This is a genomic window from Streptomyces rubrogriseus, from assembly GCF_027947575.1.
Taxonomy (GTDB): Bacteria; Actinomycetota; Actinomycetes; order Streptomycetales; family Streptomycetaceae; genus Streptomyces; species Streptomyces rubrogriseus.
On record NZ_CP116256.1, the window covers coordinates 319786 to 346637 of the forward strand.

At 72.5% G+C, this 26852-nt stretch carries 19 protein-coding genes and 1 pseudogene; 17 read left to right on the forward strand and 3 right to left on the reverse strand.

Annotated features, from left to right (window positions below; translation table 11 throughout):
* Positions 1-148 precede the first annotated feature (148 nt).
* Positions 149-1444 (forward strand): polysaccharide deacetylase family protein, encoded by a 1296-nt coding sequence (locus Sru02f_RS01520; protein WP_109029400.1) that lies wholly within the window; start codon positions 149-151, stop codon positions 1442-1444.
* A 56-nt stretch (positions 1445-1500) separates the two neighbouring features.
* On the opposite strand, the gene Sru02f_RS01525 is transcribed toward Sru02f_RS01520, so the two are convergent.
* The gene (locus Sru02f_RS01525) at positions 1501-2481 is read right to left on the reverse strand and encodes an ATP-binding protein (RefSeq protein ID WP_167469289.1); all 981 of its coding nucleotides are present in this window, start codon (positions 2479-2481) and stop codon (positions 1501-1503) included.
* Positions 2482-2592: 111 nt separating this feature from the next.
* On the opposite strand from Sru02f_RS01525, the gene Sru02f_RS01530 reads away from it, so the two are divergent.
* Positions 2593-3417 (forward strand): Fic family protein, encoded by an 825-nt coding sequence (locus Sru02f_RS01530; protein ID WP_109029402.1) that lies wholly within the window; start codon positions 2593-2595, stop codon positions 3415-3417.
* A gap of 426 nt (positions 3418-3843) precedes the next feature.
* Here Sru02f_RS01530 and Sru02f_RS01535 read toward each other — a convergent pair whose 3' ends face one another.
* Positions 3844-4701, reverse strand: a complete 858-nt coding sequence (locus Sru02f_RS01535; RefSeq protein WP_167469290.1) for an HAD family hydrolase — start codon at positions 4699-4701, stop codon at positions 3844-3846.
* A 612-nt stretch (positions 4702-5313) separates the two neighbouring features.
* Between Sru02f_RS01535 and ssd the strand changes: the two genes are divergently transcribed.
* The 7 genes and pseudogenes from ssd (at position 5314) to Sru02f_RS01570 (ending at position 11259) form a co-directional block, all read left to right on the forward strand.
* Positions 5314-6513, forward strand: a complete 1200-nt coding sequence (gene ssd, locus Sru02f_RS01540) for a septum site-determining protein Ssd (RefSeq protein ID WP_109029404.1) — start codon at positions 5314-5316, stop codon at positions 6511-6513.
* Between the two features lie 404 nt (positions 6514-6917).
* Positions 6918-8090 (forward strand): TadA family conjugal transfer-associated ATPase, encoded by a 1173-nt coding sequence (locus Sru02f_RS01545; protein WP_167469307.1) that lies wholly within the window; start codon positions 6918-6920, stop codon positions 8088-8090.
* Between the two features lie 35 nt (positions 8091-8125).
* On the forward strand, positions 8126-9061 hold the full coding sequence (locus Sru02f_RS01550) for a type II secretion system F family protein (RefSeq protein ID WP_167469308.1): 936 nt from the start codon (positions 8126-8128) through the stop codon (positions 9059-9061).
* Positions 9058-9860 (forward strand): annotated as a pseudogene (locus Sru02f_RS01555) (type II secretion system F family protein). The gene Sru02f_RS01550 and the pseudogene Sru02f_RS01555 overlap by 4 nt, the downstream one beginning before the upstream one ends.
* 79 nt (positions 9861-9939) lie before the next feature.
* Positions 9940-10167, forward strand: coding sequence for a DUF4244 domain-containing protein (locus Sru02f_RS01560; protein WP_109029406.1), 228 nt, complete (start codon positions 9940-9942; stop codon positions 10165-10167).
* 7 nt (positions 10168-10174) lie between these two features.
* Positions 10175-10627: a TadE family type IV pilus minor pilin gene (locus Sru02f_RS01565; RefSeq protein ID WP_109029407.1), complete on the forward strand. Its 453-nt coding sequence runs from the start codon at positions 10175-10177 to the stop codon at positions 10625-10627.
* Between the two features lie 146 nt (positions 10628-10773).
* Complete coding sequence (locus tag Sru02f_RS01570) at positions 10774-11259, forward strand: Rv3654c family TadE-like protein (protein ID WP_167469291.1); 486 nt, start codon at positions 10774-10776, stop codon at positions 11257-11259.
* Here Sru02f_RS01570 and Sru02f_RS01575 read toward each other — a convergent pair.
* On the reverse strand, positions 11213-13678 hold the full coding sequence (locus Sru02f_RS01575) for a DEAD/DEAH box helicase (protein WP_167469292.1): 2466 nt from the start codon (positions 13676-13678) through the stop codon (positions 11213-11215). The genes Sru02f_RS01570 and Sru02f_RS01575 overlap by 47 nt on opposite strands.
* 82 nt (positions 13679-13760) lie before the next feature.
* On the opposite strand from Sru02f_RS01575, the gene bldG reads away from it, so the two are divergent.
* The 8 genes from bldG (at position 13761) to tmk (ending at position 26734) form a co-directional block, all read left to right on the forward strand.
* Positions 13761-14102: an anti-sigma factor antagonist BldG gene (gene bldG / locus Sru02f_RS01580; RefSeq protein WP_003975386.1), complete on the forward strand. Its 342-nt coding sequence runs from the start codon at positions 13761-13763 to the stop codon at positions 14100-14102.
* 109 nt (positions 14103-14211) lie between these two features.
* Positions 14212-14643 (forward strand): ATP-binding protein, encoded by a 432-nt coding sequence (locus Sru02f_RS01585; RefSeq protein ID WP_106518192.1) that lies wholly within the window; start codon positions 14212-14214, stop codon positions 14641-14643.
* A gap of 336 nt (positions 14644-14979) precedes the next feature.
* Positions 14980-17364 carry a sodium-translocating pyrophosphatase gene (locus tag Sru02f_RS01590; RefSeq protein ID WP_109029410.1) on the forward strand — a complete coding sequence of 795 codons (2385 nt, stop codon included), beginning with the start codon at positions 14980-14982 and terminating at the stop codon, positions 17362-17364.
* Between the two features lie 219 nt (positions 17365-17583).
* On the forward strand, positions 17584-18174 hold the full coding sequence (locus Sru02f_RS01595) for a hypothetical protein (protein WP_003975389.1): 591 nt from the start codon (positions 17584-17586) through the stop codon (positions 18172-18174).
* Positions 18175-18236: 62 nt separating this feature from the next.
* Positions 18237-19754, forward strand: a complete 1518-nt coding sequence (locus tag Sru02f_RS01600) for a DUF7059 domain-containing protein (RefSeq protein ID WP_109029411.1) — start codon at positions 18237-18239, stop codon at positions 19752-19754.
* Between the two features lie 221 nt (positions 19755-19975).
* Positions 19976-20173, forward strand: a complete 198-nt coding sequence (locus Sru02f_RS01605) for a hypothetical protein (RefSeq protein WP_164274790.1) — start codon at positions 19976-19978, stop codon at positions 20171-20173.
* 268 nt (positions 20174-20441) lie between these two features.
* Positions 20442-23300: a type I DNA topoisomerase gene (gene topA, locus Sru02f_RS01610; RefSeq protein WP_109029413.1), complete on the forward strand. Its 2859-nt coding sequence runs from the start codon at positions 20442-20444 to the stop codon at positions 23298-23300.
* Between the two features lie 155 nt (positions 23301-23455).
* Positions 23456-26734, forward strand: coding sequence for a dTMP kinase (gene tmk / locus Sru02f_RS01615; protein ID WP_109029414.1), 3279 nt, complete (start codon positions 23456-23458; stop codon positions 26732-26734).
* The last annotated feature ends 118 nt before the right edge of the window (positions 26735-26852 follow it).

Consider the following 26852-nt stretch of genomic DNA (forward strand, 5'->3'; position numbering starts at 1 on the left):
TTCGGGTGGAGCGGTTATTTCATCGGCTTGTCGTACTAATTCCTTCTCATTTCCGTGTCACCTTGACGGCGCTGACGGCACGGCCCGGCTCAGCACCCGACATCGCCTAGTCGGCGTTGGCCCGAGAGAAGGAAGAAGGTGGGCGGACATGGCCGCCACCCGCAGGATGGCCTCCCGCAAGACGGCCGCGCGCGCCGTGGTCGCCGCGGTCTGCGCCGCGTCGCTGGCCGGTTGCGCGATCGACAACGGCACCGGTTCCGGCGAAGGGACCCAAGGTCCGGAGAAGGAGAAGGGGAAGGCGGCACCGGCGCCCAAGAACGCGGTCCGGCTGATCGGTGACGGTTCCACCGCGTACACCGGGGCCCAGCCGCACCTGCCCCGGCCCGAACGTCTCAAGCCCGGTCAGAAGCCCCCGCAGTTCGTGGTGTTCTCGTGGGACGGTGCGGGTGAGGACAGTCAGAAGTTGTTCTCCCACTTCCGCGAAGTGGCCAAGGAGAACAACGCCACCATGACGTACTTCCTGAGCGGCGTGTACATGCTGCCGACCGAGAAGCGGGACCTGTACAGCCCGCCCCAGCACTCCCCGGGCCGCTCCGACATCGGCTTCAACGACGAACAGGGCATCGCCGACACCGTCAAGCAGCTGCGGCTGGCGTGGCAGGAGGGCAACGAGATCGGCACCCACTTCAATGGGCACTTCTGCGGCGCCGGCGGCGGGGTCGGCGAGTGGTCCGTCGAGGAGTGGAAGGAGGAGATCAGCCAGGCCAAGCAGTTCGTGAAGACCTGGAAGACCAACACCGGGATGAAGAACGCGGCGCCCCTGCCCTTCGACTACGAGAAGGAGTTGATCGGCGCCCGCACCCCGTGCCTGGAGGGCCAGAAGAACTTCACGAAGGCGGCGAGCCAGATGGGCTTCCGCTACGACAGCAGCGGGGTGAACAACCAGGTCTGGCCGTCGAAGAAGGAGGGCCTGTGGGACCTGTCGATGCAGCTCGTGCCGTTCCCCGGCCACTCCTACGAGCAGCTCACCATGGACTACAACTACATGGTCAACCAGTCGGGCACCGCCACCCAGGGCGACCCCGCCAAGCGCGAGTTCTGGGGCGACCAGATGCGTGACAGCCTGCTCAAGGGCTTCGAGCGGGCCTACGACGGGAACCGCGCGCCGCTGATCATCGGCAACCACTTCGAGTCCTGGAACGGCGGCACCTACATGCGCGCCGTGGAGGAGGTCGTCGAGACGGTGTGCACCAAGGAGGAGGTGCGCTGTGTCTCCTTCCGGCAACTCGCGGACTGGCTGGACGCCCAGGACCCCAAGGTCCTGAAGAAGCTGCGCACCCTCGGCGTCGGTGAGGCTCCGAAGAAGGGCTGGGCGTCCTTCCTGTCGGCCGCGCCCGCACCGGCGCCCAAGGGTGTGCCCGGGGCACCGGCCGCCAAGCAGTAGGGCGGCCGGGCCGCCGGCGCCGCTCCGAGGCGTACGAGGTCGCGGTGACCGGCGGGTCACGCCGGGGTGGCGACCTCCTCGCCGAGGACGAAACCGGGGTCGACCTGCGCCGCCAGGTCGTCCCCGGTGCGCTCGTTGCCCCAACTGTGGGCGTTCTTCAGGTGGAAGTGGACCATCTGCTGGGTGTAACGCGCCCAGTCCCGCAGCTCGTACGTCGCGTCGACGGCCGTGTGCAGCGTGCGCAGCGCCCGGCCGTTGGTCTCCTCCAGGAGCTCGAACCGGGGCGGGCGGCCCTTCTCCATGGCGCGCACCCAGTCCGAGTGCCCGACGGTGACCAGCAGGTCGTCCCCGACCTCGTCGCGCAGGAAGTCGAGGTCGTCCTGCCCCTGCACCTTGTTGCCGACGACCTTCAGGGTGACGCCGAAGTCGCGGGCGTACTCCTTGTACTGGCGGTAGACGGAGACCCCCTTCCGGGTCGGCTCGGCGACGAGGAACGTGATGTCGAAGCGAGTGAACATGCCGGAGGCGAACGAGTCCGAGCCGGCGGTCATGTCCACCACGACGTACTCGTCGCGGCCGTCGACCAGGTGGTTCAGACACAGCTCCACCGCGCCGGTCTTTGAGTGGTAGCAGGCGACTCCCAGGTCGGCGTCCGTGAAGGGCCCGGTGACCATCAAACGGACGGCTCCGCCGTCGAGTTCCACCGGCCGGGCGCAGGCGTCGTAGACCGGATTGTCCTCGCGCACCCGCAGCAGGCGCGAGCCCTCGCCGGGCGGCGTCGTCTTGATCATCTTTTCGGCGGAGGAGATGCGCGGGTTGGTGCCGCGCAGATGGTCCTTGATCAGCGAAAGGTGCTCGCCCATCGCGGGCAGCCCGGCCGCCTCCGCGTCGTCGAGACCCAGCGCTGCCCCCAGGTGCTGGTTGATGTCGGCGTCGATCGCGACGACGGGTGCGCCGGTGGCGGCGAGGTGGCGGACGAACAGGGAGGACAGGGTGGTCTTGCCGCTGCCGCCCTTCCCGACGAAAGCAATTTTCATGTTCACCAAGAGTAGTGGCTTGATAGCTGTAGGTGGCACGAGGGGCGGGCCGGGGGTGAAGAAGACCACTCATTCGTGGGGCACGGCGCCGGGTTGCGTAGGGTCTTACTCATGAGTACGACAGGCGCGAACGCCGATCCGCTCGCGGCCCTGGGCGCCCTGCCCGGCGTGGCCGAGTCCGTGGAGTCCGTACGCAAGGCCGTGGACCGCGTCTACGGTCACCGGATCATGCGGCGCCGCAGCAACGAGATCACCTCCGAGGCGGCACTGCGCGGCGCCCGGGGTTCGGCGGCGCTGTCCGGGGCGGACTGGGCCCTGGAGGAGGTGCGCCGGCGGAGCGACTTCAGTGGAGACGTCGAGGCCCGCGCGGTGGGCGCCGCGTTGCGGCTGACCGCCGAGGCGGGGCAGCTGCTGTCCATCTGGAGGCAGTCGCCGCTGCGCGTGCTGGCCCGGCTGCACCTGGTGGCGGCCGCGGACAAGGCCGACCAGGTGGGGCGGCCCCGCCAGAACGGCGAGCCGGTGGACGAACCGCTGGTCGAGCTGCCGCTGCCCGACGCCGCGGAGGCGCACGGCCGCCTGGACGGGCTGGCCGCGCTGGTCGCGGCCGGCGGTTCCGCGCCGGCGCTGGTGACGGCCGCGGTGGTGCACGGGGAACTGCTGGCGCTGCGCCCCTTCACCTCCGACAACGGCCTGGTCGCGCGCGCGGCGGAGCGCATCGTCCTGGTCGGCAGCGGACTGGACCCCAAGTCGGTGTGCCCGGCCGAGGTCGGTCACGCGGAGCTGGGCCGCGCGGCCTACCTGGCGGCGCTCGACGGCTACGTCTCCGGAACCCCGGAGGGCATGGCCGCCTGGATCGCCCACTGCGGCAAGGCGGTCGCCCTCGGCGCCCGCGAGTCGACGGCGGTGTGCGAGGCGCTCCAGCGCGGGGCGGCGTAGGGCCCGTCCGCGCCTGTTCGTGCTTGTTCCCCGGACAGGGGGCCGGGTCCGTGGGCGGAAGCCAAAGGAATGCGGCGGTACGAGAGCCTCGTACCGCCGCTGGCATGACCACCCGGTTACCAAGCGTCCTCGATATGTGCCCATCAGGCCGGGAACTTCGCCCGTGACCTGGTGCGGCTGGCCCGTAATCGACGGGTCGACGTCGCGTGGGTGCCCGGTGTCCATGCTCGGTCCGTGGGGCCAAATGCGTGTTTAAGGTGATCCTTTCGGATGTCCTTGGTCTCGCGGGCCGTTGAATCCTTTGTACTACCGGTCCCGAGTAAGCGGAAGTGCTCGCCGCACTTCTTTACTTTCACGGTCATACGCGGGTGAAAGGGCTGATCCGGTCGAGGATGAGCCGACGACCGATCGGCCCGAGGGCGCTGATCAGGCCGCCGGGGACCGTCGTCGGCTCGCGTACCAGACGAGACCCGCGGTCGCCGCCGCTGCGCCTATCGCGGCGGCCGCGACGAGGGCGGGACGCGGGGGGACGGACAATCCCCCGATCCGCTGCTTGAGCCGCACCGGGCGATGGAAGTCGAGAATCGGCCACTCGCGCGCGAGGGCTTCCCGGCGCAGCGCCCGGTCCGGGTTGACCGCGTGGGGGTGGCCGACGGCCTCCAGCATCGGCAGGTCGGTCGCCGAGTCGCTGTAGGCGTAGCAGCGGGACAGGTCGTACCCCTCGGACCCGGCCAGCTCCCGGATCGCCTCCGCCTTGGTCGGGCCGTACGCGTAGTACTCCACCTCTCCGGTGAAGCAGCCGTCCGCACCGACGATCATGCGGGTCGCCACCACCCGGTCGGCGCCGAGCAGCTCGCCGATCGGCTCGACCACCTCGGCTCCCGAGGTCGAGACGATCACGACGTCGCGACCGGCGGTGTGGTGCTCCTCGATCAGGGAGGCCGCCTCGTCGTAGATGATCGGGTCGATCAGGTCGTGCAGGGTCTCGGCGACGAGTTCCTTGACCAGCTGGACGTTCCACCCGCGGCACAGTGCGGAGAGGTACTCGCGCATCCGCTCCATCTGGTCGTGGTCGGCGCCGCCGGCGAGGAACACGAACTGGGCATATGCGGTACGCAACACGGCCCTGCGGTTGATCAGCCCGCCTTGGTAGAACGACTTGCTGAACGTGAGCGTGCTCGACTTCGCAATGACCGTCTTGTCCAGGTCAAAGAAGGCCGCCGTGCGGGGCATGGAGTGAGACGCGGAGTGGGGCGAGGGGTGGTTTTCCACAACCCTGAGCATAGGCGCAGCCCATTCGGCGTAAGCTGTGGCGCGTGGGTTTGCCTGAGAGGGCTCTCGGGTACACCATGGAAGTCACGGATCGTTCGCGACCGTGCTAACCCGGTCCGACTCCTCCCCCCCCCGAGTCGGCCGTGGAGACGACCCCCGCTCTCCCCCCCGGCGGGGGTCGTCGCATGTCCGGGTGGGTTTTCCGCTCTTCTTACGATCTGGGCCCCGTGCCGTTGCGGCGCGGGGCTCAGGCGTTGTCGCGACCACGATCCGCTACACAGCGTAGTGACCGGACTGCTCTGCGGCAGTCGCACGCGGGGCGGAGCGGAACCGGAGGAGGGTCACCGGTTCGAGTGAGTCGATATTCACAACCATCGAGTTGTCCACAGTTTTTGACCAAGATCCACACGATTTCCCGGATCGCTGCACCGTGATTCCCATGCGTCCGGGCCGTGCCGACTTCCTCGGCCGGATCTGTTTGCCGGACGCGTGATGTGAGCCGCTCGTGCGGGGACCGCTTTCCGGTTCTTCACGCGGCCGCGAATCGCGGGGCCACGGCGGCTGCGCGAGAGACCACAAGACACGGGGCGCGCCGGCGGTAGCCGCGCCGAAGGGGGAAAGACCATGACTGGAACGATCACGCACGACCCGCCGTCCGCCGCCGGAGGGCGGCAGAGCGGGCCCCTGATCGTCACCGAGGACACGGAGCTCCTCGACGACCTGCTGCGCCTGTGCGCGGCCGCGGGCGCCACGCCGGAGGTGCACCACTCGGTGCCCGTGACGCCGCCTTCACCTCCGTCGACGCCCTCGGCGCCGACGGCGGTGGCTTCCTCGGCGTCGCCCGCACCCGCGGCGGCCGGGAGGCGGACCGGATGGGAGACCGCGCCCCTGGTCCTCGTCGGGGACGACGCCGCGCGGCGGGTCCGGGGAGCGGTGCGGAGACGGGGAGTGGTCCTCGTGGGCCGCGATCAGGACGACTCGGGGATCTGGCAGCGGGCCGTCGAGATCGGCGCCGACCACGTCCTGATGCTGCCCGACGGCGAACAGTGGCTGGTCGACCGCATCGCCGACGTCGCCGAGGGCGTCGGCCGTCCGGCCCTCACCGTCGGCGTCATCGGCGGCCGGGGCGGCGCCGGAGCGTCCACGCTGGCCTGCGCGCTCGCCGTCACCTCGGCGCGGGAGGGGCTGCGCAGTCTCCTGGTGGACGCCGACCCCCTGGGCGGCGGCCTCGACGTCCTGCTCGGCGGTGAGACGGCCGAGGGGCTGAGGTGGCCGGCGTTCGCGGCATCGCGAGGGCGGGTCGGCGGCGGTGCCCTGGAGGAGTCGCTGCCCCAGTTGCATTCGCTGCGGGTGCTGAGCTGGGACCGGGGCGACTGCGTCGCGGTACCGCCGCAGGCCGTTCGAGCGGTGCTCGCGGCGGCCCGGCGAAGGGGCGGCACGGTCGTCGTCGACCTGCCCCGCCGGATCGACGACGGGGTCGCCGAGGTCCTCGCGCAGCTCGACATCGGGCTCCTCGTCGTCCCCGCCGAGCTGCGGGCCGTCGCGGCGGCGGGCCGGGTGGCGGCGGCGGTGGGCATGGTGCTGCGCGACCTCCGGGTCGCGGTGCGCGGACCTTACGGCTCCGGACTCGACGACCGTGAGGTGGCCCGGTTGCTCGGCCTTCCCCTGGCCGGAGAGGTGCCGGTCGAGTCCGGCCTGCTGCGGGCCACGGAGAGCAGACGCCCCCCGGGCACACCCACCCGCGGCCCGCTGGCGCGCTTCTGCCGGGAGTTCTGGGATCGGGCGCTGGCGGAGACGGACGAGCGGGGCGGGAGCGGCTCGTGAGGGGCGTGACCGGGTCGGTGGTGAGCGGTGGAAGGCGGGTCGGGGTGGACGCGGTGGCGGCGGGAGCGCAGAGCGGCTTTGCGGGGGCGGCTGAGGGAGAGGGGCGGGGAGGGCAGGCGCTCGGGGCCCCGGGGACCCCCGACGGACTGGACACGCGGGTGGCTCCGAGCTGGGTGATCCGGCAGCCCGGCAGGCCGCCTACGGGACCGTTGCCGCCCGCTGGTGGCGCTGGGCGCCGGGACCCCGGAGCATCGGCGGGCTCGGCGCCCACGACATGGCTGGGTTCGGCGCCCTCAGGGCTGACGGGACCGGCTCCCGGGTCGGCGTCGGCGCGGACGCAGGCGCAGGGCTCGCTGCGGTCTCCGGTGCCGGTCGCACAGAACGGTCTCGGCGCCGCGCCCGGCATGCTCGACGGTGTGCGGCGGTGGCTCGCCGAGAGCGGGGCGGAGCCGACGCCCGCGCGAGTGGCGCAGGCGTTGCGGGAGCAGGGGCGGGTGCTCGGGGACGCCGAGATCCTCGGTGCCGCCGAACAGCTCAGGTCGGAACTGGTCGGCAGCGGACCACTCGAGCCGCTGCTCGCCGACCCATCGGTGACCGACGTGCTGGTCTCCGCACCGGGCCGGGTCTGGGTGGACCGGGGCGGCGGCCTGGAGCTGGCACCGGTCTCCTTCCCCGACGCGGCGGCGGTACGGCGGCTCGCGCAGCGCCTCGCGACCGTCGCAGGGCGCCGGCTCGACGACGCACGGCCCTGGGTGGACGCCAGGCTGCCCGACGGCACCCGGCTGCACGCGGTGCTGCCACCGGTCGCCGTCGACTGCACCTGCCTCGCGCTGCGGGTCGTACGGCCGCGCGCCTTCACCCTCCGCGAGTTGGCTGCGGCGGGCACCGTGCCGCCCGACGGTGACCGCGTGCTGCGCGCCCTGCTGCGGGCCCGGCTGTCCTTCCTCGTCAGCGGCGGTACCGGCAGTGGCAAGACGACGCTGCTCAGCGCCCTGCTCGGTCTGGTCGGACCGGACGAGCGCATCGTGCTGGCCGAGGACTCGGCGGAACTGCGACCCGACCATCCGCACGTCGTCCGTCTGGAGACGAGACCGGCCAATCAGGAGGGTGCCGGTCTGGTCACCCTGGAGGACCTGGTGCGCCAGGCGCTGCGCATGCGGCCGGACCGGCTGGTCGTGGGTGAGGTCCGGGGTCCCGAAGTGGTCCATCTGCTCGCCGCGTTGAACACGGGCCACGAAGGCGGGTGCGGAACGGTGCACGCCAACGCCGCCGCCGACGTACCGGCGCGGCTGGAGGCGCTCGGCACGACCGCGGGCCTGAACCGCGCGGCTCTGCACAGTCAGCTCGCGGCGGCCCTCTCGGTGGTCCTCCACCTGGTCCGCGACCGCACGGGACGGCGCCGGATCGCCGAGGTGCACGTATTGGAGCGGGACCCCTCGGGGCTGGTGAGGACGGTGCCGGCGCTGCGATGGGGGGCGGAGGCATTCGTGGCCGAACGCGGCTGGCAGCGGCTGCGGGAGCTGTTGCGCGGTGCGGGGGTCGAAGAGCAGGCGTTCGGACGGGAGGCGCGGAGGTGATGAGCATGACGGTGACCGGCACTCCGGTGACGGGCATGCCGGGGACGGGCGAGCTGTCGACGGGCGTGGTCCTGGTGTGCCTGGGCGCGGCCGCCTGGCTGGCAGGAGGGTGGCACTCAGGCGTACGGCGAGCGCGGACGGTCCTCGCCGAGAGCCGGACGCGCGCGACCAGTGGGCCGAGCGGGACTGACGGGTCTGGTGGGACTGACGTGCCTGGTGGGGCATGCGCCGCCGGGTTGCCCGCGGCGCGTCGGACGACGGAGGAGTTGCGGCGTCTCAGGGGCCGGCTGAGGCCCGAGTGGTGGTCACTGGCCGCCGGGCTGGTGCTGGCGATCCTGGGCACCTCGGTGCTGCCGGTCGTCGCGGGGGCGGCCGGAGTGCCAGTACTGCGACGGGTGCGGCTGGCCGCTCGGGAGCGGCGGGCCAAGGAGCGCCGACAGGACGCGGTGATCGCCCTGTGCGGGACGCTCGCCGGGGAGGTGCGGGCGGGGCGGCAACCGGGCGAGGCGCTCCTGTGCGCCGCGCAGGACTCCGCCGGGCTCGGTGAGGCGCAGGCGGCGGTGCTCGCGGCGGCCCGGTTCGGCGGGGACGTCCCCGGCGCGCTGGCGTCGGCGGCCGGGCAGCCCGGCGCCGAGGGACTGCGCGGGCTCGCGGCGTGCTGGCGGGTCGCGGTCGACCAGGGCGCGGGGCTCGCGGCCGGTCTCGACCGGCTGGAGGGCGCGCTGCGCGCCGAGCGGGACCAGCGCTCGGACCTGCGCGCCCAGTTGGCCGGCGCCCGGGCCACCGCCGTGATGCTCGCCGGCCTTCCGGTCCTGGGCCTGCTGCTCGGTGTCGCCCTCGGGTCCGACCCCCTGCACGTGCTGCTGCACACCGGTGCCGGGGTGGGCTGTCTGCTGGCCGGCGGGGTTCTGGAGAGCCTGGGCGTGTGGTGGGTGACGCGGATCGTGCGCGGAGCGGAGGCGGCTTCGTGAACGGCGACTTTGTCCACAGGCTGGGGGCGGCGGTGGCGATGGCGGTGGTCGTCGGCCGGCTGACGCGCGGTCTCGGAGCCGCGCGGCGGGGCCGGGCGCTGCGCAGGCGGCTCAGGGGCCTACTGGCACCGCAGCCGGCGCCGGTCCGCTCCGCCGGGCGACGCGCCGAAGCGCTGAGCGCCCTGCGCCCCTGGCTGCCGCTGGTCGGCACGGTGGGCGCTGGCTGGGCCCTGGTCGGCGGTGCGGTCGGGGTCCTGGTGGGGCTGGTGGGCGCGGCCGCACTGTGGCGTTGGAGTGCCCGGCGTTCGGCCGCGGGCACCGAGGCGGCGGAGGTTGCTGCCGCACAAGCCGCTCGCCAACTGCCTTTGGCGGCCGATCTGCTGGCGGCCTGCATCGCGGCGGGCGCGAGCCCGGTGGCGGCGGCGCGGGCGGTCGGCGAGGCCCTGGGCGGGCCGGTCGGGGACGCGCTGGGGCGCGGTGCCGCGGAGGTGCGCCTCGGCGGCGAACCGGCAGGTGCCTGGCAGGGGTTGGCGGCCGTCCCGGGGCCGTGCCGCTGGCGCGGCTGCTGGAGCGCGCCGAGGTGTCCGGCCTGCCCGCGGCGGGCCCGGTCGCCCGCCTGGCCGCCCAGGCCCGTGCCGACTGGGCCCGCACCACGACGGTCCGGGCCCGTCGAGCGGCCGTCATGGTCACCGCGCCGGTGGGGCTGTGCTTTCTGCCCGCGTTCATCGCGGTGGGCGTACTGCCGGTGGTCATCGGACTGGCCGGCGGGGTGCTGGGTGGCGGCGGAGGTGGTGGCTGACGGATCGGGCGTCGGACGAGCAGCGGTCGAGCAACGGATGAACAAGCGAGCAACGGAACCGAACCTTACGGGGGTTGTGATGTATCAGATGGTGCGGGCACGGCTGGGTGCCCTGGTGGGCGGAGTACTCGGTGCGGTGCGACGGCGGGCCGCGCGGCGGGACGCGGGAATGGTCACCTCCGAGTACGCGATGGGGATCGTCGCCGCGGTGGCCTTCGCCGTGGTCCTGTACAAGGTCGTCACGAGCGGCACGGTCAGTGCGGAGCTGCAGGGCATCGTGAAGGGGGCTCTCGATGCGCGGATGTGAGAGGGCGGTGAGAGCCGGGGCCCTGGTCCGCGGTGCGTGCGGAGGCCGCCTGCGCGGAGCCCCGGCCGCCGGGGCGAGCCCCGGTCCGGACAGCGGATTCGTGACGGCGGAGGCTGCCGTGGTGCTTCCCGTGCTGGTGGTGTTCGCGATGGCGCTGGTGTGGGGGCTGCTCGTGGTGGCCGCTCAGATCCAGTGCGTGGACGCGGCCCGGGCTGGGGCCCGTGCGGCGGCACGACAGGATCCGGAGGACGCGGTCGTGCAGCTCGCCCGTGAGGCGGCACCACGCGGAGCGCGGGTCAAGGTGAACCGGGAGGCGGGCCTGGTCCGTGTCGTCGTGGTGGCTGAGCCACCGGCTCTGCACGGACTGCCCTTCGAGGTACGGGAGGAGGCCGTGGCTTCGGCGGAGCAGACGGTGGGGACGGGGCCGACGGAGGCGGAACCGGTGGGGGGCGAGCCGTGAAGGACCGAGCCCGTGGGGGCCGAGCCGTGAGAGGCGGAACCCGCGAGGGCCGAGCTGTGAGGGACCGAGCCCGTGGGGGCCGAGCCGTGAGAGGCGGAACCGGTGAGGGGCGAGCCGTGAGGGACGCAACCGGCGGAGGCCGACCCATGCGGGACGCAACCGGTGAGGGCGGTGCCGTGCGGGACGGCGCCGGTGGGAACGCCTCCGACCGGGGGTCGGCGACCGTGTGGAGCGTTGCCGCCATCGCCGTTCTGTGTTTCGTGTTCGGCATCGTGCTGGCCCTGGGGCAGGCCGTCGTGGCCCGGCACCGCGCGGCGGGCGGCGCCGATCTGGCCGCGCTCGCCGCGGCGGACGACTGGGCGCAGGGCGCCACCGCGGCGTGCGAGAGGGCGGGGCGGGTCGCGCGGGCGCAGGAGGTGCGGTTGGTGCGCTGCGTGCTCACCGGGCAGATCTCTGACGTGACGGCGGCGTCGGGCAGCGGGCCGTTCACGGCGGAGGTCCGGGCGAGGGCGGGCCCCGCGCCGCTCGAAACGCCCGCGCCCGCACCACCCCCGCCCTCCGCGAGGTCGCTCCCGTCTATCCCGACTACCCCGCCTGCTCCGTCTCCGCCGCCCCCCGCAGCAGCACCGTGAGGAGCCGTACCGCTCCCCGCTTGTGCAGCGGATCGTTGCCGTTGCCGCACTTGGGGGACTGGATGCAGGACGGACAGCCCGCGTCGCACTCGCAGGAGGCGATGGCTTCGCGGGTCGCGGTGAGCCAGTCGCGGGCCGTGTGGAAGGCCCGCTCGGCGAAGCCCGCGCCGCCGGGGTGGCCGTCGTACACGAACACCGTCGGCAGCAGCGTGTCCGGGTGCAGGGGGACCGACACGCCGCCGATGTCCCAGCGGTCGCAGGTCGCGAACAGGGGCAGCATGCCGATCGAGGCGTGCTCGGCGGCGTGCAGGGCCCCGCCGAGGATCTCCGGGTTGATCCGGGCCGCGTCCAGCTGGTCCTCGGTGACCGTCCACCACACCGCGCGGGTGCGCAGCGTACGGGGAGGGAGGTCGAGCTTCGTCTCGCCCAGGACCTCGCCGGTGATCAGGCGCCGGCGCAGGAAGGAGACCACCTGGTTGGTGACCTCGACGGAGCCGTAGCAGAGGCGCCCGTCGCCCCAGGGGACCTCGATGTCGGTCTCCAGCACCGAGATCGCCGTGGTGTCGCGGGCCACCGTCGAGTAGGCGGGGGTGGCCTGCTCGACCAGCGCGACGGAGTCCTCCAGGTCCAGGGAGCGGACGAGGTACGTGCGCCCCTGGTGGAGGTGCACGGCGCCCTCGTGGACGGCCGTGTGGGCGGCACCGGCGTCCACGGTGCCCAGCAGCCTGCCCGTGCCCTCCTCGACGACCTGGACCGGACGTCCGCCCTCGCCGCGGATGTCCGTCAGGTCGGCGGCCCGCTCGCGGCGGGTCCAGTGCCAGGCCCGGGTCCGGCGGCGCAGCAGCTTCGCCGCCTCCAGCTGGGGCAGCAGTTCCTCGCAGGCGGGACCGAAGAGCTTCAGGTCCTCCTCGGTCAGGGGCAGTTCCGCCGCCGCCGCGCACAGGTGGGGGGCGAGGACGTACGGGTTGTCCGGGTCGAGGACGGTGGACTCCACCGGCTGGTCGAAGAGGGCCTCCGGGTGGTGGACGAGGAAGGTGTCCAGCGGGTCGTCACGGGCGACCAGCACGGCCAGCGCCCCCTGCCCGGCCCGCCCTGCCCGGCCCGCCTGCTGCCACAGCGAGGCCCGCGTGCCCGGGTACCCGGCGATCACCACGGCGTCCAGGCCGGAGATGTCGAGGCCGAGTTCGAGGGCGTTCGTCGCCGCGAGGCCGAGGAGGTCGCCGGAGTGCAGGGCGCGTTCCAGGGCCCGGCGCTCCTCGGGGAGGTAACCGCCCCGGTACGCCGCCACCCGCCGGACCAGGGAGCGGTCGACCTCGGCCAGACGCTCCTGGGCGATCACCGAGATCAGCTCCGCGCCACGCCGGGAGCGGACGAAGGTGATCGAGCGCATGCCCTGCACCGTGAGGTCGGTGAGCAGGTCGGCGGCCTCCGCGGTGGCCGTGCGGCGGACCGGTGCGCCCTTCTCGCCCTCCAGTTCGGTCAGCGGCGGTTCCCACAGGGCGAACACCAGTTCACCGCGGGGTGACGCGTCGTCGGCGACCTCGATCACCGGGAGCCCGGTGAGCCGGCGGGCCGCCACCGAGGGCTCGGCGGCGGTGGCGGAGGCGAGCAGGAACACCGGCGACGCGCCGTAGCGCGCACACAGTCTGCGCAGTCTGCGCAGCACCTGGGCGACGTGGGAGCCGAAGACGCCCCGGTAGGTGTGGCACTCGTCGATGACGACGTACTTCAGTGCCTTCAGGAACGACGACCAGCGGGGGTGGGAGGGCAGGATGCCGCGGTGCAGCATGTCCGGGTTGGTCAGGACGTACGTTCCGTACTGGCGGATCCACTCGCGTTCCTCGAACGGCGTGTCGCCGTCGTAGACCGCGGCCCGCACGGAGGTCCCCAAAGGTTGTGAAAGTTCTTTCACCGACCGGCACTGGTCGGCCGCCAGCGCCTTGGTGGGGGCCAGGTAGAGGGCCGTCGCGCCGCGCCCGTTGGGCGCCTCGGAGCCGTCCACGAGGGCCGACAGGACCGGCACCAGATAGGCCAGGGACTTGCCGGACGCGGTGCCCGTGGCGACGACCACCGAGTCGCCGTCGAGGGCGTGCTCCGCCACGCGTGCCTGGTGGGCCCAGGGATGTTCGATCCCCGCGGCGTGCACCGCGGCGAGGACCTCCGGTCGAATCCGGTCGGGCCAGACGGCATGACGGCCCGCACGCGGGGGCAAGTGCTCCGTATGAGTGATGCGCGCAGCCCGGCTCGGTCCCGCGGCGAGCCGGTCCAGGAGCATGCCCGGTTCCGGCCGGGAGCCGGGCTCCGCCGGGGATCGATCGGGTCGGTGATTCTTGGCCATCGGCACCGAGTCTGTCACTGGCGTGACGGACAATGGGACCAAGGCGTCGTGCACGCCTGCCGGTAAGTGATTGAATGCCATCGCGGCTGGCGAACCGTCCTGGGGGCTTCAAGCCGAGGTGTCCCGAGGGACGACCGCTCGATAGCAAGGTGCTGGAGGATCCGTGGACCTGTCCCTGTCGACCCGTACCGTCGGCGATCGTACGGTCGTCGAGGTCGGTGGCGAAATTGACGTATACACCGCGCCCAAGCTGCGTGAGCAGCTGGTCGAGCTCGTGAACGACGGGAGTTTCCACCTCGTCGTCGACATGGAGGGCGTGGACTTCCTCGACTCCACAGGGCTCGGCGTGCTGGTGGGTGGACTGAAGCGAGTGCGTGCCCATGAGGGCTCGCTGCGGCTGGTCTGCAACCAGGAGCGCATTCTCAAGATCTTCCGTATCACCGGCCTCACCAAGGTGTTCCCCATTCACACCTCGGTCGAGGAAGCGGTGGCGGCCACCGACTGACGACCGGTCCCGGGCCCCTCGGGGCCCGGGACAGCAAGTAGAACGAGGGGGGTCCGGGCTGTCGGCGGCCCGGACCCTCGAAAGCACGCCCGCAGTCCGAGGGGGATGCATGGCCACCGTCGAACTCCGTTTCAGCGCGCTGCCCGAGCACGTCCGTACCGCCCGTCTGGTGGCGGCCGCGGTGGCGCGCAGGGCCGGAGTGGACGAGGCCGTCCTCGACGAGGTCAGGCTCGCCGTCGGCGAGGCCTGCACCCGGGCCGTGGGCCTGCATCAGCACGTCGGCATCACGGCGCCGGTCAAGGTGTCGCTGATCGAGGAGGAGAAGCAGTTCTCCATCGAGGTCGGTGACGAGGCGCCGCACGCGGTCCCCGGGGTCAAGACCTCGGGGGACGCCGCCGACGAGCTGGAGGCCGAGGAGGACGAGATGGGCCTCGCGGTGATCAGCGGACTCGTGGACGACGTGGAGGTCTCGGCGGGCGAGGACGGCGGACTGATCCGCATGACCTGGCCCACCGCGTCGGCGGTGCTGCCACCGATCTGACCCCCGCGTCACCCCCGCCCGACCCCCGCATTCACCCATGTGTCACCCGGAGGGCCCCACCTGGTGGGGCCCTTTGCCATGGGCGGACATACATTGGTGCCGTGCGGACGTTAAGTGAATTCATTCACGATCAATGGCATGGGGAATTGATCACCAAGCTGTTCGTGAAACGGATCATCGAGCGGATCGCGGAATTAATGCCGGAGGGCCATTACTACTTCCGGTGCCCTTGTGGTTGACAGAGCAATTCCTTTTGTCGTGCACTGTTTTGATCGGCTTCCGGTACCTACAATCCCGTCCACATCTTGAGCTCAGCCCAAGCGTCAAGGAGGACGAATGGCGGAGCTTCCTACCTCTCATCTCGCGGCTGCCGTGCTGACCGACGGAAACCGCGCGCTGGTCGCGGTCATCGCGGTCGTCGCGCTGGCAGCGCTGGTGCTCGCGGGTGTCCTGGTGCGCCAGGTGCTCGCCGCGGGCGAGGGAACCGACAGCATGAAGAAGATCGCGGCGGCCGTCCAGGAAGGCGCGAACGCCTACCTGGCCCGGCAGTTGCGCACGCTCGGCGTATTCGCCGTCGTCGTGTTCTTCCTGCTCATGCTGCTGCCCGCGGACGACTGGAATCAACGTGCCGGACGTTCGATCTTCTTCCTGATCGGCGCGGCCTTCTCGGCGGCCACCGGCTATATCGGCATGTGGCTCGCGGTACGCAGCAATGTGCGCGTCGCCGCGGCGGCCCGGGAAGCGACTCCGGCGCCCGGCGAACCGGAAAAGGATCTCACTCTCGTCTCGCACAAAGCGACGAAGATCGCGTTTCGCACGGGCGGCGTCGTCGGCATGTTCACGGTGGGGCTCGGCCTGCTGGGCGCCTGCTGCGTGGTGCTGGTGTACGCGGCCGACGCGCCGAAGGTCCTGGAGGGCTTCGGCCTCGGTGCCGCGCTGATCGCGATGTTCATGCGGGTCGGCGGCGGCATCTTCACCAAGGCCGCCGACGTCGGTGCCGACCTGGTCGGCAAGGTCGAGCAGGGCATTCCGGAGGACGATCCGCGCAATGCCGCGACCATCGCCGACAACGTGGGCGACAACGTCGGCGACTGCGCGGGCATGGCCGCCGACCTCTTCGAGTCGTACGCGGTCACCCTGGTGGCCGCGCTGATCCTCGGCAAGGTGGCGTTCGGCGACTCCGGGCTGGCGTTCCCGCTGCTGGTCCCGGCGATCGGCGTGCTCACCGCCATGATCGGCATCTTCGCGGTGGCGCCCCGGCGCTCCGACCGCAGCGGCATGAGCGCGATCAACCGGGGATTCTTCATCTCCGCGGTGATCTCGCTGGTGCTGGTGGCGGTCGCCGTCTTCGTCTACCTGCCCGGCAAGTACGCCGACCTCGACGGTGTCACCGACGCGGCGATCGCGGGCAAGGGCGGCGACCCGCGGATCCTCGCGCTGGTCGCCGTCGCGATCGGCATCGTGCTCGCCGCCCTGATCCAGCAGCTCACCGGATACTTCACCGAGACCACCAGGCGCCCGGTCAAGGACATCGGCAAGACCTCGCTCACCGGTCCCGCCACCGTCGTCCTCGCCGGAATCTCGCTCGGCCTCGAATCCGCCGTCTACACCGCCCTGTTGATCGGCCTCGGCGTCTACGGGGCCTTCCTGCTCGGCGGTACGTCGATCATGCTGGCGCTGTTCGCGGTGGCGCTGGCCGGCACCGGCCTGCTCACCACGGTCGGCGTGATCGTCGCCATGGACACCTTCGGGCCGGTCTCCGACAACGCGCAGGGCATCGCCGAGATGTCCGGCGACGTCGAGGGCGCCGGCGCCCAGGTGCTCACCGACCTGGACGCCGTAGGCAACACCACCAAGGCCATCACCAAGGGCATCGCCATCGCCACCGCCGTACTCGCCGCCGCGGCCCTGTTCGGGTCGTACCGCGACGCGATCACCACCGGCGCGGCGGACGTGGGCGAGAAACTCAGCGGCGAGGGCGCGCCGATGAACCTGATGATGGACATCTCACAGCCCAACAACCTCGTCGGGCTCATCGCCGGCGCGGCGGTCGTCTTCCTCTTCTCGGGGCTGGCGATCAACGCGGTGTCGCGGTCGGCGGGCGCGGTGGTCTACGAGGTGCGGCGGCAGTTCCGGGAACGGCCCGGAATCATGGACTACAGCGAGAAACCCGAGTACGGCAAGGTCGTCGACATCTGCACCAGGGACGCCTTGCGGGAACTCGCCACGCCCGGACTGCTCGCCGTGATGGCGCCCATCTTCATCGGGTTCACGCTCGGCGTCGGCGCGCTCGGCGCGTTCCTGGCGGGCGCGATCGGCGCCGGGACGCTGATGGCGGTGTTCCTCGCCAACTCCGGCGGTTCCTGGGACAACGCCAAGAAACTCGTCGAGGACGGCCATCACGGCGGCAAGGGCAGCGAGGCCCATGCCGCCACCGTGATCGGTGACACGGTCGGCGACCCGTTCAAGGACACCGCGGGTCCGGCGATCAACCCGCTGCTGAAGGTCATGAACCTGGTGGCGCTGCTCATCGCGCCGGCGGTCATCAAGTTCTCCTACGGAGCCGACAAGAGCGTCGGCGTACGGGTGCTGATCGCCGTCGTCTCGTTCGCCGTCATCGCGGCGGCCGTCTACGTGTCCAAGCGGCGCGGGATCGCCATGGGCGACGAGGACGACGCCGACCCGGAACCCAAGTCGGCGGATCCGGCGGTGGTTTCGTAGCCTCCGCCCTCCGGACCACCGCACGGGTCCGGTCCGGGCCCCGCTCAAGGAACGGGCGGACGGCGCGTGTTGACGCGTCGTCCGCCCGTTTCGCGCCCGCGCGCGCCGTCTCACCGTGAGCCTTCTCTCTCTTGGTGCAAATGGCTTCAATACCGTCATAACGGATGTTCGTCCGGTCGATGTCCCCCATCCGGCGTGTATGTTCCGGGGCCGAGAGCCATGGAAGGGACCAATCCGGTGAACAAGAAGCTCGCGGCCGCACTGTCCGGCGGTGCGGTACTGGTACTGGCGCTGACGGGATGCAGCAGCAGCGACGACAACGAGAAGTTGGACTCCTGGGCCAAGGACGTCTGCGAGGGTGTGCAGCCGCAGGCCAAGAAGATCGAGGCGGCCAACGCGGCCATCCAGAAGGAGACCTCGGACAACAGCACCCCCGCCGAGGTCCAGAAGACCGACGCCAAGGCGTTCCAGGACATGTCCGACGCCTACAAGGCGATGGGCGCCACCGTGCAGAAGGCCGGTCCGCCGGACGTCGACGACGGCGAGAAGAAGCAGAAGGACGCGGTCACCGAGCTGAACGGCCTCTCCGCCTCGTACGCCTCCCTGCGCAAGCAGGTGGAGGAGCTCGACACCAAGGACCAGGCCAAGTTCGCCGACGGCCTCAAGGACATCGCCACCGAGCTGAACAAGCTCAGCAAGAGCGGCAGCAACGCGCTGAAGACCCTGGAGGAGGGCGACGTCGGCCAGGCAATGGCCAAGCAGCCCAGCTGCAAGTCGGCCTCGGTGACCCCGTCGGCCGCCGAGGGCTGACCGGGCCGAAGACCCCGCGCGGACGCGGGGCGGGGTGCGGACCGCAGGGCCACAATGGGGGTGTGAGTAACGCCAGCCTGTCCCCCCTGCCCTCCGCCGACCGCCCCGACGTCGCCACCCGGCTGCGGGACGCCCTGCTCGGGGCGTCCTTCACCGCCGACGGACTGCTGGAGCTGCTCGGCGCCCCCGCCTACGCGGCGCTGTCGCGCAGCGAGACCGTGCCCGCGCTCCGGGCGACCCGCGGCGACACGCCGCTGGAACTGCTCGTCCGGCTGTTCCTGCTCCAGCAACCCGTCCCCCACGCGCGCGTGGCGGACGTCCTGCCCGTCGACGCCTGCCTGGAGAGCGGCTGGCTCGACCGCGCGGGCGACGACGAGGTGACGGCCACCGTGGACGTACGGCCCTACGGCGGGCCCGGTGGCGAGGACTGGTTCGTCGTCTCCGACCTCGGCTGCGCGGTCGGCGGCGCCGGCGGCATCGGCAACCACGCCGAGGGCGTCGTCCTCGGCGTCGGCGGCGCCTCCACGACCCTGGCCGGCCTCACCGTCCGTACGCCCGTCTCCGCCGCCCTCGACCTCGGCACCGGCTCCGGCATCCAGGCGCTGCACGCCGCCGCGCACGCCACCCGCGTGACGGCCACCGACGTCAACCCGCGCGCGCTGCACATCACCGCGCTCACCCTCGCCCTGTCCGGAGCCCCGGCCGCCGACCTGCGCGAGGGCTCCCTCTACGAACCGGTCGCCGACGACGAGACGTACGACCTGATCGTCTCCAACCCGCCGTTCGTGATCTCGCCCGGCGCCCGGCTCACCTACCGCGACGGCGGGATGGGCGGGGACGATCTGTGCCGCTCGCTCGTTCAGCAGACGGGGGAGCGCCTGAACGAGGGCGGGTTCGCGCACTTCCTCGCCAACTGGCAGCACGTGGAGGGGGAGGAGTGGACGGACCGGCTGCGCTCCTGGGTGCCGCGCGGCTGCGACGCCTGGATCGTCCAGCGCGAGGTGCAGGACGTCACCCAGTACGCCGAGCTGTGGCTCCGGGACGCGGGCGACCACCGCGGTGATCCCGCCGACTACCAGGCGCGGTACGACGCCTGGCTGGACGAGTTCGAGGCGCGCAAGGTCAAGGCCGTCGGCTTCGGCTGGATCACGCTGCGCCGGACCGGGGCCGCGGACCCCTCGGTCGTCGCCGAGGAATGGCCGCACCCGGTCGAGCAGCCGCTCGGCGAGGCCGTGCGCGCCCACTTCGACCGCGTCGACTACCTGCGCTCCCACGACGACGCGGCCCTGCTGGAGGCGCACTTCACGCTGTCCGCCGAGGTCGTCCAGGAGCAGGTCGGGCTGCCCGGCGCCGAGGACCCGGAGCACGTCGTCCTGCGCCAGAACCGCGGGATGCGCCGGGCCACCCGGGTCGACACCGTCGGCGCCGGGTTCGCGGGCGTCTGCGACGGCACGATGAGCGCGGGCCGCATCCTGGACGCCATCGCCCAGCTGGTCGGCGAGGACCCGGTGGCCCTGCGCGACCGCACGCCCGCGCAGATCCGGCTGCTGGTGGAGCAGGGCTTCCTCGAACCGGCGTAGGGCGGCCCGGTCGCCGGGCGTGGGTGCGCGCACCCAATTTCTTTTCCCGTGGTCGCCCGCGCCGCCCGCCCCAGCCGGTGCACGGGACCCGGCCCCGCCCGACGGCACCCGGCGGATCCGTCGGCTCCCCGTTCACCTCGGGTTCGCCTGCCCGCCGCCCGTGCGTGACAGCCTCCCGGAGGCTGGACACGCGCGGGCTGGAGAAAAGGGGCACGGGGACCATGGAGAGCGGGCCGGCGATCTTCGCGGGAGTGGTGTTCGCCCTGTTCGGGGCCGGTCTGCTGGTGTGGACCACGACGCGGGTGCGGCACGGCCGGCCCGTCGCGCTCGGTGTGAGCCCCGTCGCATCCGCGACCGTCGCGAGCGTCGCCGGGGTGATCGCGCTGGGCGTCGGGGCGTGGTGCCTGGCGCAGGCGTGAGGAGCCGGTTGGCGGCCTCGGCCGAAGCGCCGCCCGAGTAACCGGGGGATCGCACTCCGGATACCCGCGTCGGGGCGGGTGAGCACTCCGGGCGGCAGGAACGGGGTTCGTCGGGTTACCGTTCGAGTGGCCGTTGCGGGCTTTTCCCGTTTGACACGGGGGCGGGAGGTACCGTCACACTCCGCAGCGTCACGATCGAAACACAGAACGACCCGACCCGGGACCACGCCCTGGGAAGGCCCAGCGTCGACCGGAGAGAAGAGCGAAGTTGTCCCCGACCAGCGAGACCGCGAACGGCGGCCGCCGACTCGTCATCGTCGAGTCGCCTGCCAAGGCGAAGACGATCAAGGGCTATCTCGGCCCTGGCTACGTCGTCGAGGCGAGCGTCGGGCACATTCGCGACCTCCCCAGCGGCGCGGCGGAGGTGCCGGAGAAGTACACCGGCGAGGTCCGCCGCCTCGGTGTGGACGTCGAACACGACTTCCAGCCGATCTACGTGGTCAACGCGGACAAGAAGTCCCAGGTCAAGAAGCTCAAGGACCTGCTGAAGGAGTCCGACGAACTCTTCCTCGCCACCGATGAGGACCGCGAGGGCGAGGCCATCGCCTGGCACCTCCAGGAAGTCCTCAAGCCGAAGATCCCGGTCAAGCGCATGGTGTTCCACGAGATCACCAAGGAGGCGATCCGCGCCGCCGTCGCCAACCCGCGCGAGCTGAACCAGAAGCTCGTCGACGCCCAGGAGACCCGCCGCATCCTCGACCGCCTCTACGGCTACGAGGTCTCGCCGGTCCTGTGGAAGAAGGTCATGCCGCGCCTGTCGGCCGGCCGCGTCCAGTCCGTCGCCACCCGGCTCGTCGTCGAGCGGGAACGCGAGCGCATCGCCTTCCGCTCCGCCGAGTACTGGGACCTCACCGGCACCTTCGCCACCGGCCGCGCGGGAGACGCCTCCGACCCGTCGTCGCTGGTCGCCCGCCTCCAGACGGTCGACGGACGGCGGGTCGCCCAGGGCCGCGACTTCGACTCCCTGGGGCAGCTCAAGAGCGCGAACACCCTCCACCTCGACGAGACGAACGCCCGCGCGCTCGCCGCCGCGCTGGAGAACACGCGCTTCGCCGTCCGCTCGGTCGAGTCCAAGCCGTACCGCCGCTCGCCCTACGCCCCGTTCCGTACGACGACGCTGCAGCAGGAGGCCTCGCGCAAGCTCGGCTTCGGCGCGAAGTCGACCATGCAGGTCGCTCAGAAGCTGTACGAGAACGGCTACATCACCTACATGCGTACGGACTCCACGACCCTGAGCGACACGGCGGTCTCCGCCGCCCGCGCCCAGGTGACGCAGCTGTACGGCGCCGACTACCTGCCGCCCCAGCCGCGCACGTACGCCGGCAAGGTCAAGAACGCGCAGGAGGCGCACGAGGCGATCCGCCCCTCCGGCGACCGCTTCCGCACGCCCGCCGAGACCGGCCTGACCGGCGACCAGTTCAAGCTGTACGAACTGATCTGGAAGCGGACCGTCGCCTCCCAGATGAAGGACGCGACCGGCAACAGCGTCACCGTGAAGATCGGCGGCGCCGCCTCCGACGGCCGGGACGTCGAGTTCAGCGCCTCCGGCAAGACCATCACCTTCCACGGCTTCCTCAAGGCCTACGTCGAGGGCGCCGACGACCCGAACGCCGAGCTGGACGACCGCGAGCGGCGCCTGCCGCAGGTCGCCGAGGGCGACGCGCTGACGGCCGAGGAGATCACGGTCGACGGCCACGCCACCAAGCCCCCGGCCCGCTACACCGAGGCGTCGCTGGTCAAGGAGCTGGAAGAGCGCGAGATCGGCCGCCCGTCGACGTACGCGTCGATCATCGGCACCATCCTGGACCGCGGCTACGTCTTCAAGAAGGGCACGGCCCTCGTCCCGTCCTTCCTCTCCTTCGCCGTGGTCAACCTCCTGGAGAAGCACTTCGGGCGGCTCGTCGACTACGACTTCACCGCCAGGATGGAGGACGACCTCGACCGCATCGCCCGCGGCGAGGCCCAGTCGGTGCCGTGGCTGCGCCGCTTCTACTTCGGCGAGGGCGACGGCACGGGCGGCGGCGGCGCGGCCGACGCGGGCAACGGCGACGGGGACCACCTCGGCGGCCTGAAGGAGCTGGTGACCGACCTCGGCGCGATCGACGCGCGCGAGGTGTCCTCCTTCCCCGTCGGCAACGACATCAAGCTGCGCGTCGGCCGCTACGGCCCCTACGTCGAGCGCGGCGAGAAGGACGCCGAGAACCACCAGCGCGCCGACGTCCCCGAGGACCTGGCCCCGGACGAGCTGTCCGTGGAGCTGGCGGAGGAACTGCTCGCCAAGCCGAGCGGCGACTTCGAGCTGGGCACCGACCCGGCCACCGGCCACGCCATCGTCGCCAAGGACGGCCGCTACGGCCCCTACGTCACCGAGGTGCTCCCCGAGGGCACCCCGAAGACCGGCAAGAACGCCGTGAAGCCGCGCACCGCCTCGCTGTTCAAGTCGATGTCGCTGGACACGGTGACCCTCGACGACGCCCTGAAGCTCATGTCGCTGCCGCGGGTCGTCGGCGCCGACGCGGAGGGCGTGGAGATCACCGCGCAGAACGGCCGCTACGGCCCGTACCTGAAGAAGGGCACGGACTCGCGGTCCCTCCAGACCGAGGAGCAGCTCTTCGAGATCACGCTGGAGGAGGCGCTGGCGATCTACGCCCAGCCCAAGCAGCGTGGCCGGGCCGCGGCGAAGCCGCCGCTGAAGGAGCTGGGCACCGACCCGGTCAGCGAGAAGCCGGTCGTGGTCAAGGACGGCCGCTTCGGCCCGTACGTCACCGACGGCGAGACCAACGCGACCCTGCGCTCCGGCGACAGCGTCGAGGAGATCACGCCCGAGCGCGGCTACGAACTGCTGGCCGAGAAGCGTGCCAAGGGGCCCGCCAAGAAGACGGCGAAGAAGGCCGTGAAGAAGACGGCCGCCAAGAAGGCCCCGGCCAAGAAGGCGACGGCCACCAAGAAGACGGCCGCCGCCAAGACCACGGCGGCCAAGAAGACCGCCGCCAAGAGCACCGCGAAGAAGACGACCGCCAAGACGGCGACGAAGAAGGCGACCGCGTCGAAGGCGTCGGAGGACTGAGCCCGGATCAGGCCCGCCCGCTCCTCCTCACGCCTTCTCGCGTCTCCACGCACGCTCTTCGCAAAACGAACGCCCCGGCATCATTTCGGTGTCGGGGCGCGCGTACGTTCGGCCGCGCACACCGGACTGTCGGCGGCGACCGATAGGCTGAACGCATGACGCGAGCCGAGCAGCCAACGGCCCCTCACCCCGCCCCGGACGACGCCCTGGTCGCGGACTCCCGCGAGCGCGCCGTCCGCGCCCTGCTGCGCCGTCCGCAGCTGAGGCGTTTGTGGAGCGCACAGCTCGTGGGGGGTGTGGGCGACATCCTCGCCCTGCTGGTGCTGGTCCTCCTCACGGTCCAGGCCGCGATCGGCGCGGGCTCCTTCGGCGGGGGCTACCGCGGCGTGGCGTTCGCAGTGGCGACCGTTTTCGGCGTCCGGATCCTGGCGACGCTGCTCTTCGGCGCGGTCCTGCTCGGGCCCCTGACCTCCCTCACCTCGCAGGACGGCCCGCTCGACCGGCGCTGGACCATGGTGGGCGCCGACGGGCTGCGGGCCGCCCTGCTGATCGTCGCGCCCCTGTGGATCGACTGGACGCCCGACGACGCGCTCGCCTACCTCCTGGTGACCGCCTTCGTCACCGGCGTCGCCGAGCGCTTCTGGACGGTGTGCCGGGAGAGCGCGGCGCCCGCGCTGCTGCCCGCCCCGCCCCTGGAGGGCGCGACGGTACGGCCGCTGCCGGACCACATGGACGCGCTGCGCCGCCTGTCGCTGCGCACGAGCTTCGTCGCCATCCCCCTCGCGGCCGCCGTGCTGGTCGTCGCGGGACTCCTGAACAACCTGCTGGGCGCCGGCGTCGACTGGTTCGCCGAGCACCAGGCGGCGCTCGGCTCGTACGTGGCGGCCGGCCTGTTCGCCGCGTCCCTGTCCGTGGTGAGCTTCCTGGAGCTGCCCGCGCTGCGCACCCCGCGCGCGCGGTCGCCGCTGGAGGGCATGCGCCGCCCCCGGAGCGGCGGCGTCGTCGACAAGGGCCGCACCGGAGTGCTCCCGCTGCTGGTGTTCGCCTGCGCCGCGGTCGCCGCGGTGGTGGCCGCCACGGTCGCCGTCGCGGTGCTGCACGCCAAGGACCTGGGCGGCGGCCCGGTGCTCTACGGCCTGGCCGTGGGCGCGCTGACCGGCGGCGTCGTCGTCGGCATCCGCACCGCGCCCGCGCTGCTGCCCTCCCTGTCCCGCCGGCGGCTGCTCGCCCTGGCGATCGCCTTCGCCGGCGTCACCCTGCTGGCCGCCGGTCTCGTCCCGGACGACACCACCGTGCTGCTGCTCCTCGCGCTGTCGGGCGTCGGCGCGGGCGTCACCGCGAACACCGGGCACGCGCTGCTCGACCAGGAGACCGAGGACCACCGCCGGGCCCGGACCACCGAGCACCTGCACGCCGTCGTCCGGGTCTACGTGGCGCTCGGCGCGGTCGTCGGGCCCGTGCTGGCCGCGGCGATCGGACCGCACCGGCTGGAGAACGGCAGGTTCGTCTTCGCCCACGGCGGCGCCGCGTTCGTCCTGATGCTGCTCGGCGCGCTGCTGCTGCCGCTGGCCGCGCTGGTACTGGCCAAGGTCGACGACCGCTCCGGCGTGCCGCTGCGCCACGACCTGCGGGACGCGCTGCTCGGCGGCGACGACCCGGTGCCGACGTCGGCCGCGACCGGCTTCTTCATCGCCCTGGAGGGCGGCGACGGCGCCGGCAAGTCCACCCAGGCCGAGGCCCTCGCCGAGTGGATCCGCGGCAAGGGGCACGAGGTCGTGCTCACCCGCGAGCCCGGCGCGACCCCGGTCGGCAAGCGCCTGCGCTCCATCTTGCTGGACGTCTCCAGCGCCGGACTGTCGCACCGCGCGGAGGCCCTGCTGTACGCCGCCGACCGCGCGGAGCACGTCGACACTGTGGTGCGGCCCGCCCTGGAGCGCGGTGCCGTGGTCATCTCCGACCGGTACATCGACTCCTCGGTCGCCTACCAGGGCGCCGGGCGCGACCTGTCGCCGACCGAGATCGCCCGCATCAACCGCTGGGCCACCAACGGGCTCGTACCGCACCTGACCGTCCTGCTGGACGTGGCGCCGGAGGCCGCCCGCGAGCGGTTCACCGAGGCGCCGGACCGGCTGGAGTCGGAGCCCGCCGAGTTCCACGCGCGCGTGCGCTCCGGATTCCTCACCCTGGCCGCCGCCGACCCCGGCCGCTACCTCGTCGTGGACGCCGGTCAGGAGCCGGAGGCCGTCACCACCGTCGTACGCCACCGGCTCGACCAGGTGCTGCCGCTGTCCGAGGCCGAGATCAAGGCCCGGGAGGAGGCGCGTCGCAAGGCCGAGGAGGAGGCCCGACGCAAGGCCGAGGAAGAGGCCGCCCGCAAGGCCGAGGAGGAGCGGCTGGAGCGCGAGCGCCTCGAGGAGGAGGCGCGGGTGCGCGCCGAGGAGGAGGAGCGCAAGCGCCGCGAGCTGGAGGAGGCGCAGCGGCGCGAGGCCGAGCGGCAGGCCGAGGAGGCCAGGCAGCGGGCCGAGGAGGCGCGCCGCAAGGCCGAGGAGGAGCGGGCCCGGCTCCTGGCCGAGGAGAAGGCGCGCGCCGAGGAGGAGGCGCGGCTGCGGGCCGAGGAGGAGCGGCGCCGCAAGCAGGCCGAGGAGGAGGAGCGGCTGCGCGCCGAGGCCGAGGCCCGGCGCCTGGAGAAGCAGCGCAAGGCCGAGGAGGCCCTGCTGCGCGCCGAGGAGGCGCGCCGGGCGGCGGAGCAGGCCGCGGCCGCGGCCGCGGCCGGTCCCAAGTCGGCGGCCCCCGCGGCGGCGGACGCCCCCCGTCCGAAGCCGGCCGCCTCGGCCCCCACCGACGCGGCGACCGTGCCGACCCCGATCGTGACCCCGACCAACGCCTCCGGCGGGCCGGTGGAGGACACGGCCGTACTGCGTCCGGTCCGGGACACGCCCGACGACGACCAGGCCGACGATGTGAAGGACGGCGGCCGGGCGTCCGGCGAGTCCGAGTCCGAGGTGACGACCGAACTGCCCAAGCCGCCGGTGCCGTCCGGCGCGGCGGACGAGACGGCGGTGCTTCCGGCGGTGGAGCCGCGGGACGCCGACGAGACGGCGGTCCTGCCGTCCGTGACGCCGCCGGGAGACGCCGACGAGACGGCCGTCCTGCCGCCCGTGCGCGGGGACGACCCCGCCGACCGGGTCCCGCCGGGCTACTTCCGGGAGGAGAGCCCGGCCGAGGAGGCCCAGGACCGCACGCGTGAGCTGCCCCAGATCGACCCCGACCAGGCACCGCCGTCCCGCAGGCGCCGCTCCGACTGGGCCGAGGAGACCCCGCTGGACGACCTGCCGACGCTGGCGGACGAGTTGCTCGGGCCGCACGACGAGGACGAGGGCGGCCGGGACGACGAGGGCCGCGGCGGCCGGGGCAGGGGCCGGGGACGACGCTGAGCACCGGGACCGCCGCGTTGTCGGTGCCGCCCCGCACAATGGAGGGCGCGCCGCGGATCAGCGCGGCGGCTCGGTGTCACGGCTGGGTGTCACGGCTCGATGTGACGGCTCGGTGCGA

Excerpts from the sequence above, each read along its gene's own strand:
- Sru02f_RS01570 (WP_167469291.1), top strand. The coding sequence starts at position 10,774 with ATGCGGGACGCAACCGGTGAGGGCGGTGCCGTGCGGGACGGCGCCGGT.
- Sru02f_RS01530 (WP_109029402.1), top strand. The coding sequence starts at position 2,593 with ATGAGTACGACAGGCGCGAACGCCGATCCGCTCGCGGCCCTGGGCGCC.
- Sru02f_RS01520 (WP_109029400.1), top strand. The coding sequence starts at position 149 with ATGGCCGCCACCCGCAGGATGGCCTCCCGCAAGACGGCCGCGCGCGCC.
- Sru02f_RS01525 (WP_167469289.1), bottom strand. The coding sequence starts at position 2,481 with ATGAAAATTGCTTTCGTCGGGAAGGGCGGCAGCGGCAAGACCACCCTG.
- tmk (WP_109029414.1), top strand. The coding sequence starts at position 23,456 with ATGACGCGAGCCGAGCAGCCAACGGCCCCTCACCCCGCCCCGGACGAC.
- ssd (WP_109029404.1), top strand. The coding sequence starts at position 5,314 with ATGACTGGAACGATCACGCACGACCCGCCGTCCGCCGCCGGAGGGCGG.
- Sru02f_RS01585 (WP_106518192.1), top strand. The coding sequence starts at position 14,212 with ATGGCCACCGTCGAACTCCGTTTCAGCGCGCTGCCCGAGCACGTCCGT.
- Sru02f_RS01575 (WP_167469292.1), bottom strand. The coding sequence starts at position 13,678 with ATGGCATTCAATCACTTACCGGCAGGCGTGCACGACGCCTTGGTCCCA.
- Sru02f_RS01560 (WP_109029406.1), top strand. The coding sequence starts at position 9,940 with ATGTATCAGATGGTGCGGGCACGGCTGGGTGCCCTGGTGGGCGGAGTA.
- Sru02f_RS01535 (WP_167469290.1), bottom strand. The coding sequence starts at position 4,701 with ATGCTCAGGGTTGTGGAAAACCACCCCTCGCCCCACTCCGCGTCTCAC.
- Sru02f_RS01550 (WP_167469308.1), top strand. The coding sequence starts at position 8,126 with ATGCCGGGGACGGGCGAGCTGTCGACGGGCGTGGTCCTGGTGTGCCTG.
- Sru02f_RS01590 (WP_109029410.1), top strand. The coding sequence starts at position 14,980 with ATGGCGGAGCTTCCTACCTCTCATCTCGCGGCTGCCGTGCTGACCGAC.
- Sru02f_RS01545 (WP_167469307.1), top strand. The coding sequence starts at position 6,918 with ATGCTCGACGGTGTGCGGCGGTGGCTCGCCGAGAGCGGGGCGGAGCCG.
- Sru02f_RS01595 (WP_003975389.1), top strand. The coding sequence starts at position 17,584 with ATGGAAGGGACCAATCCGGTGAACAAGAAGCTCGCGGCCGCACTGTCC.
- Sru02f_RS01605 (WP_164274790.1), top strand. The coding sequence starts at position 19,976 with ATGGAGAGCGGGCCGGCGATCTTCGCGGGAGTGGTGTTCGCCCTGTTC.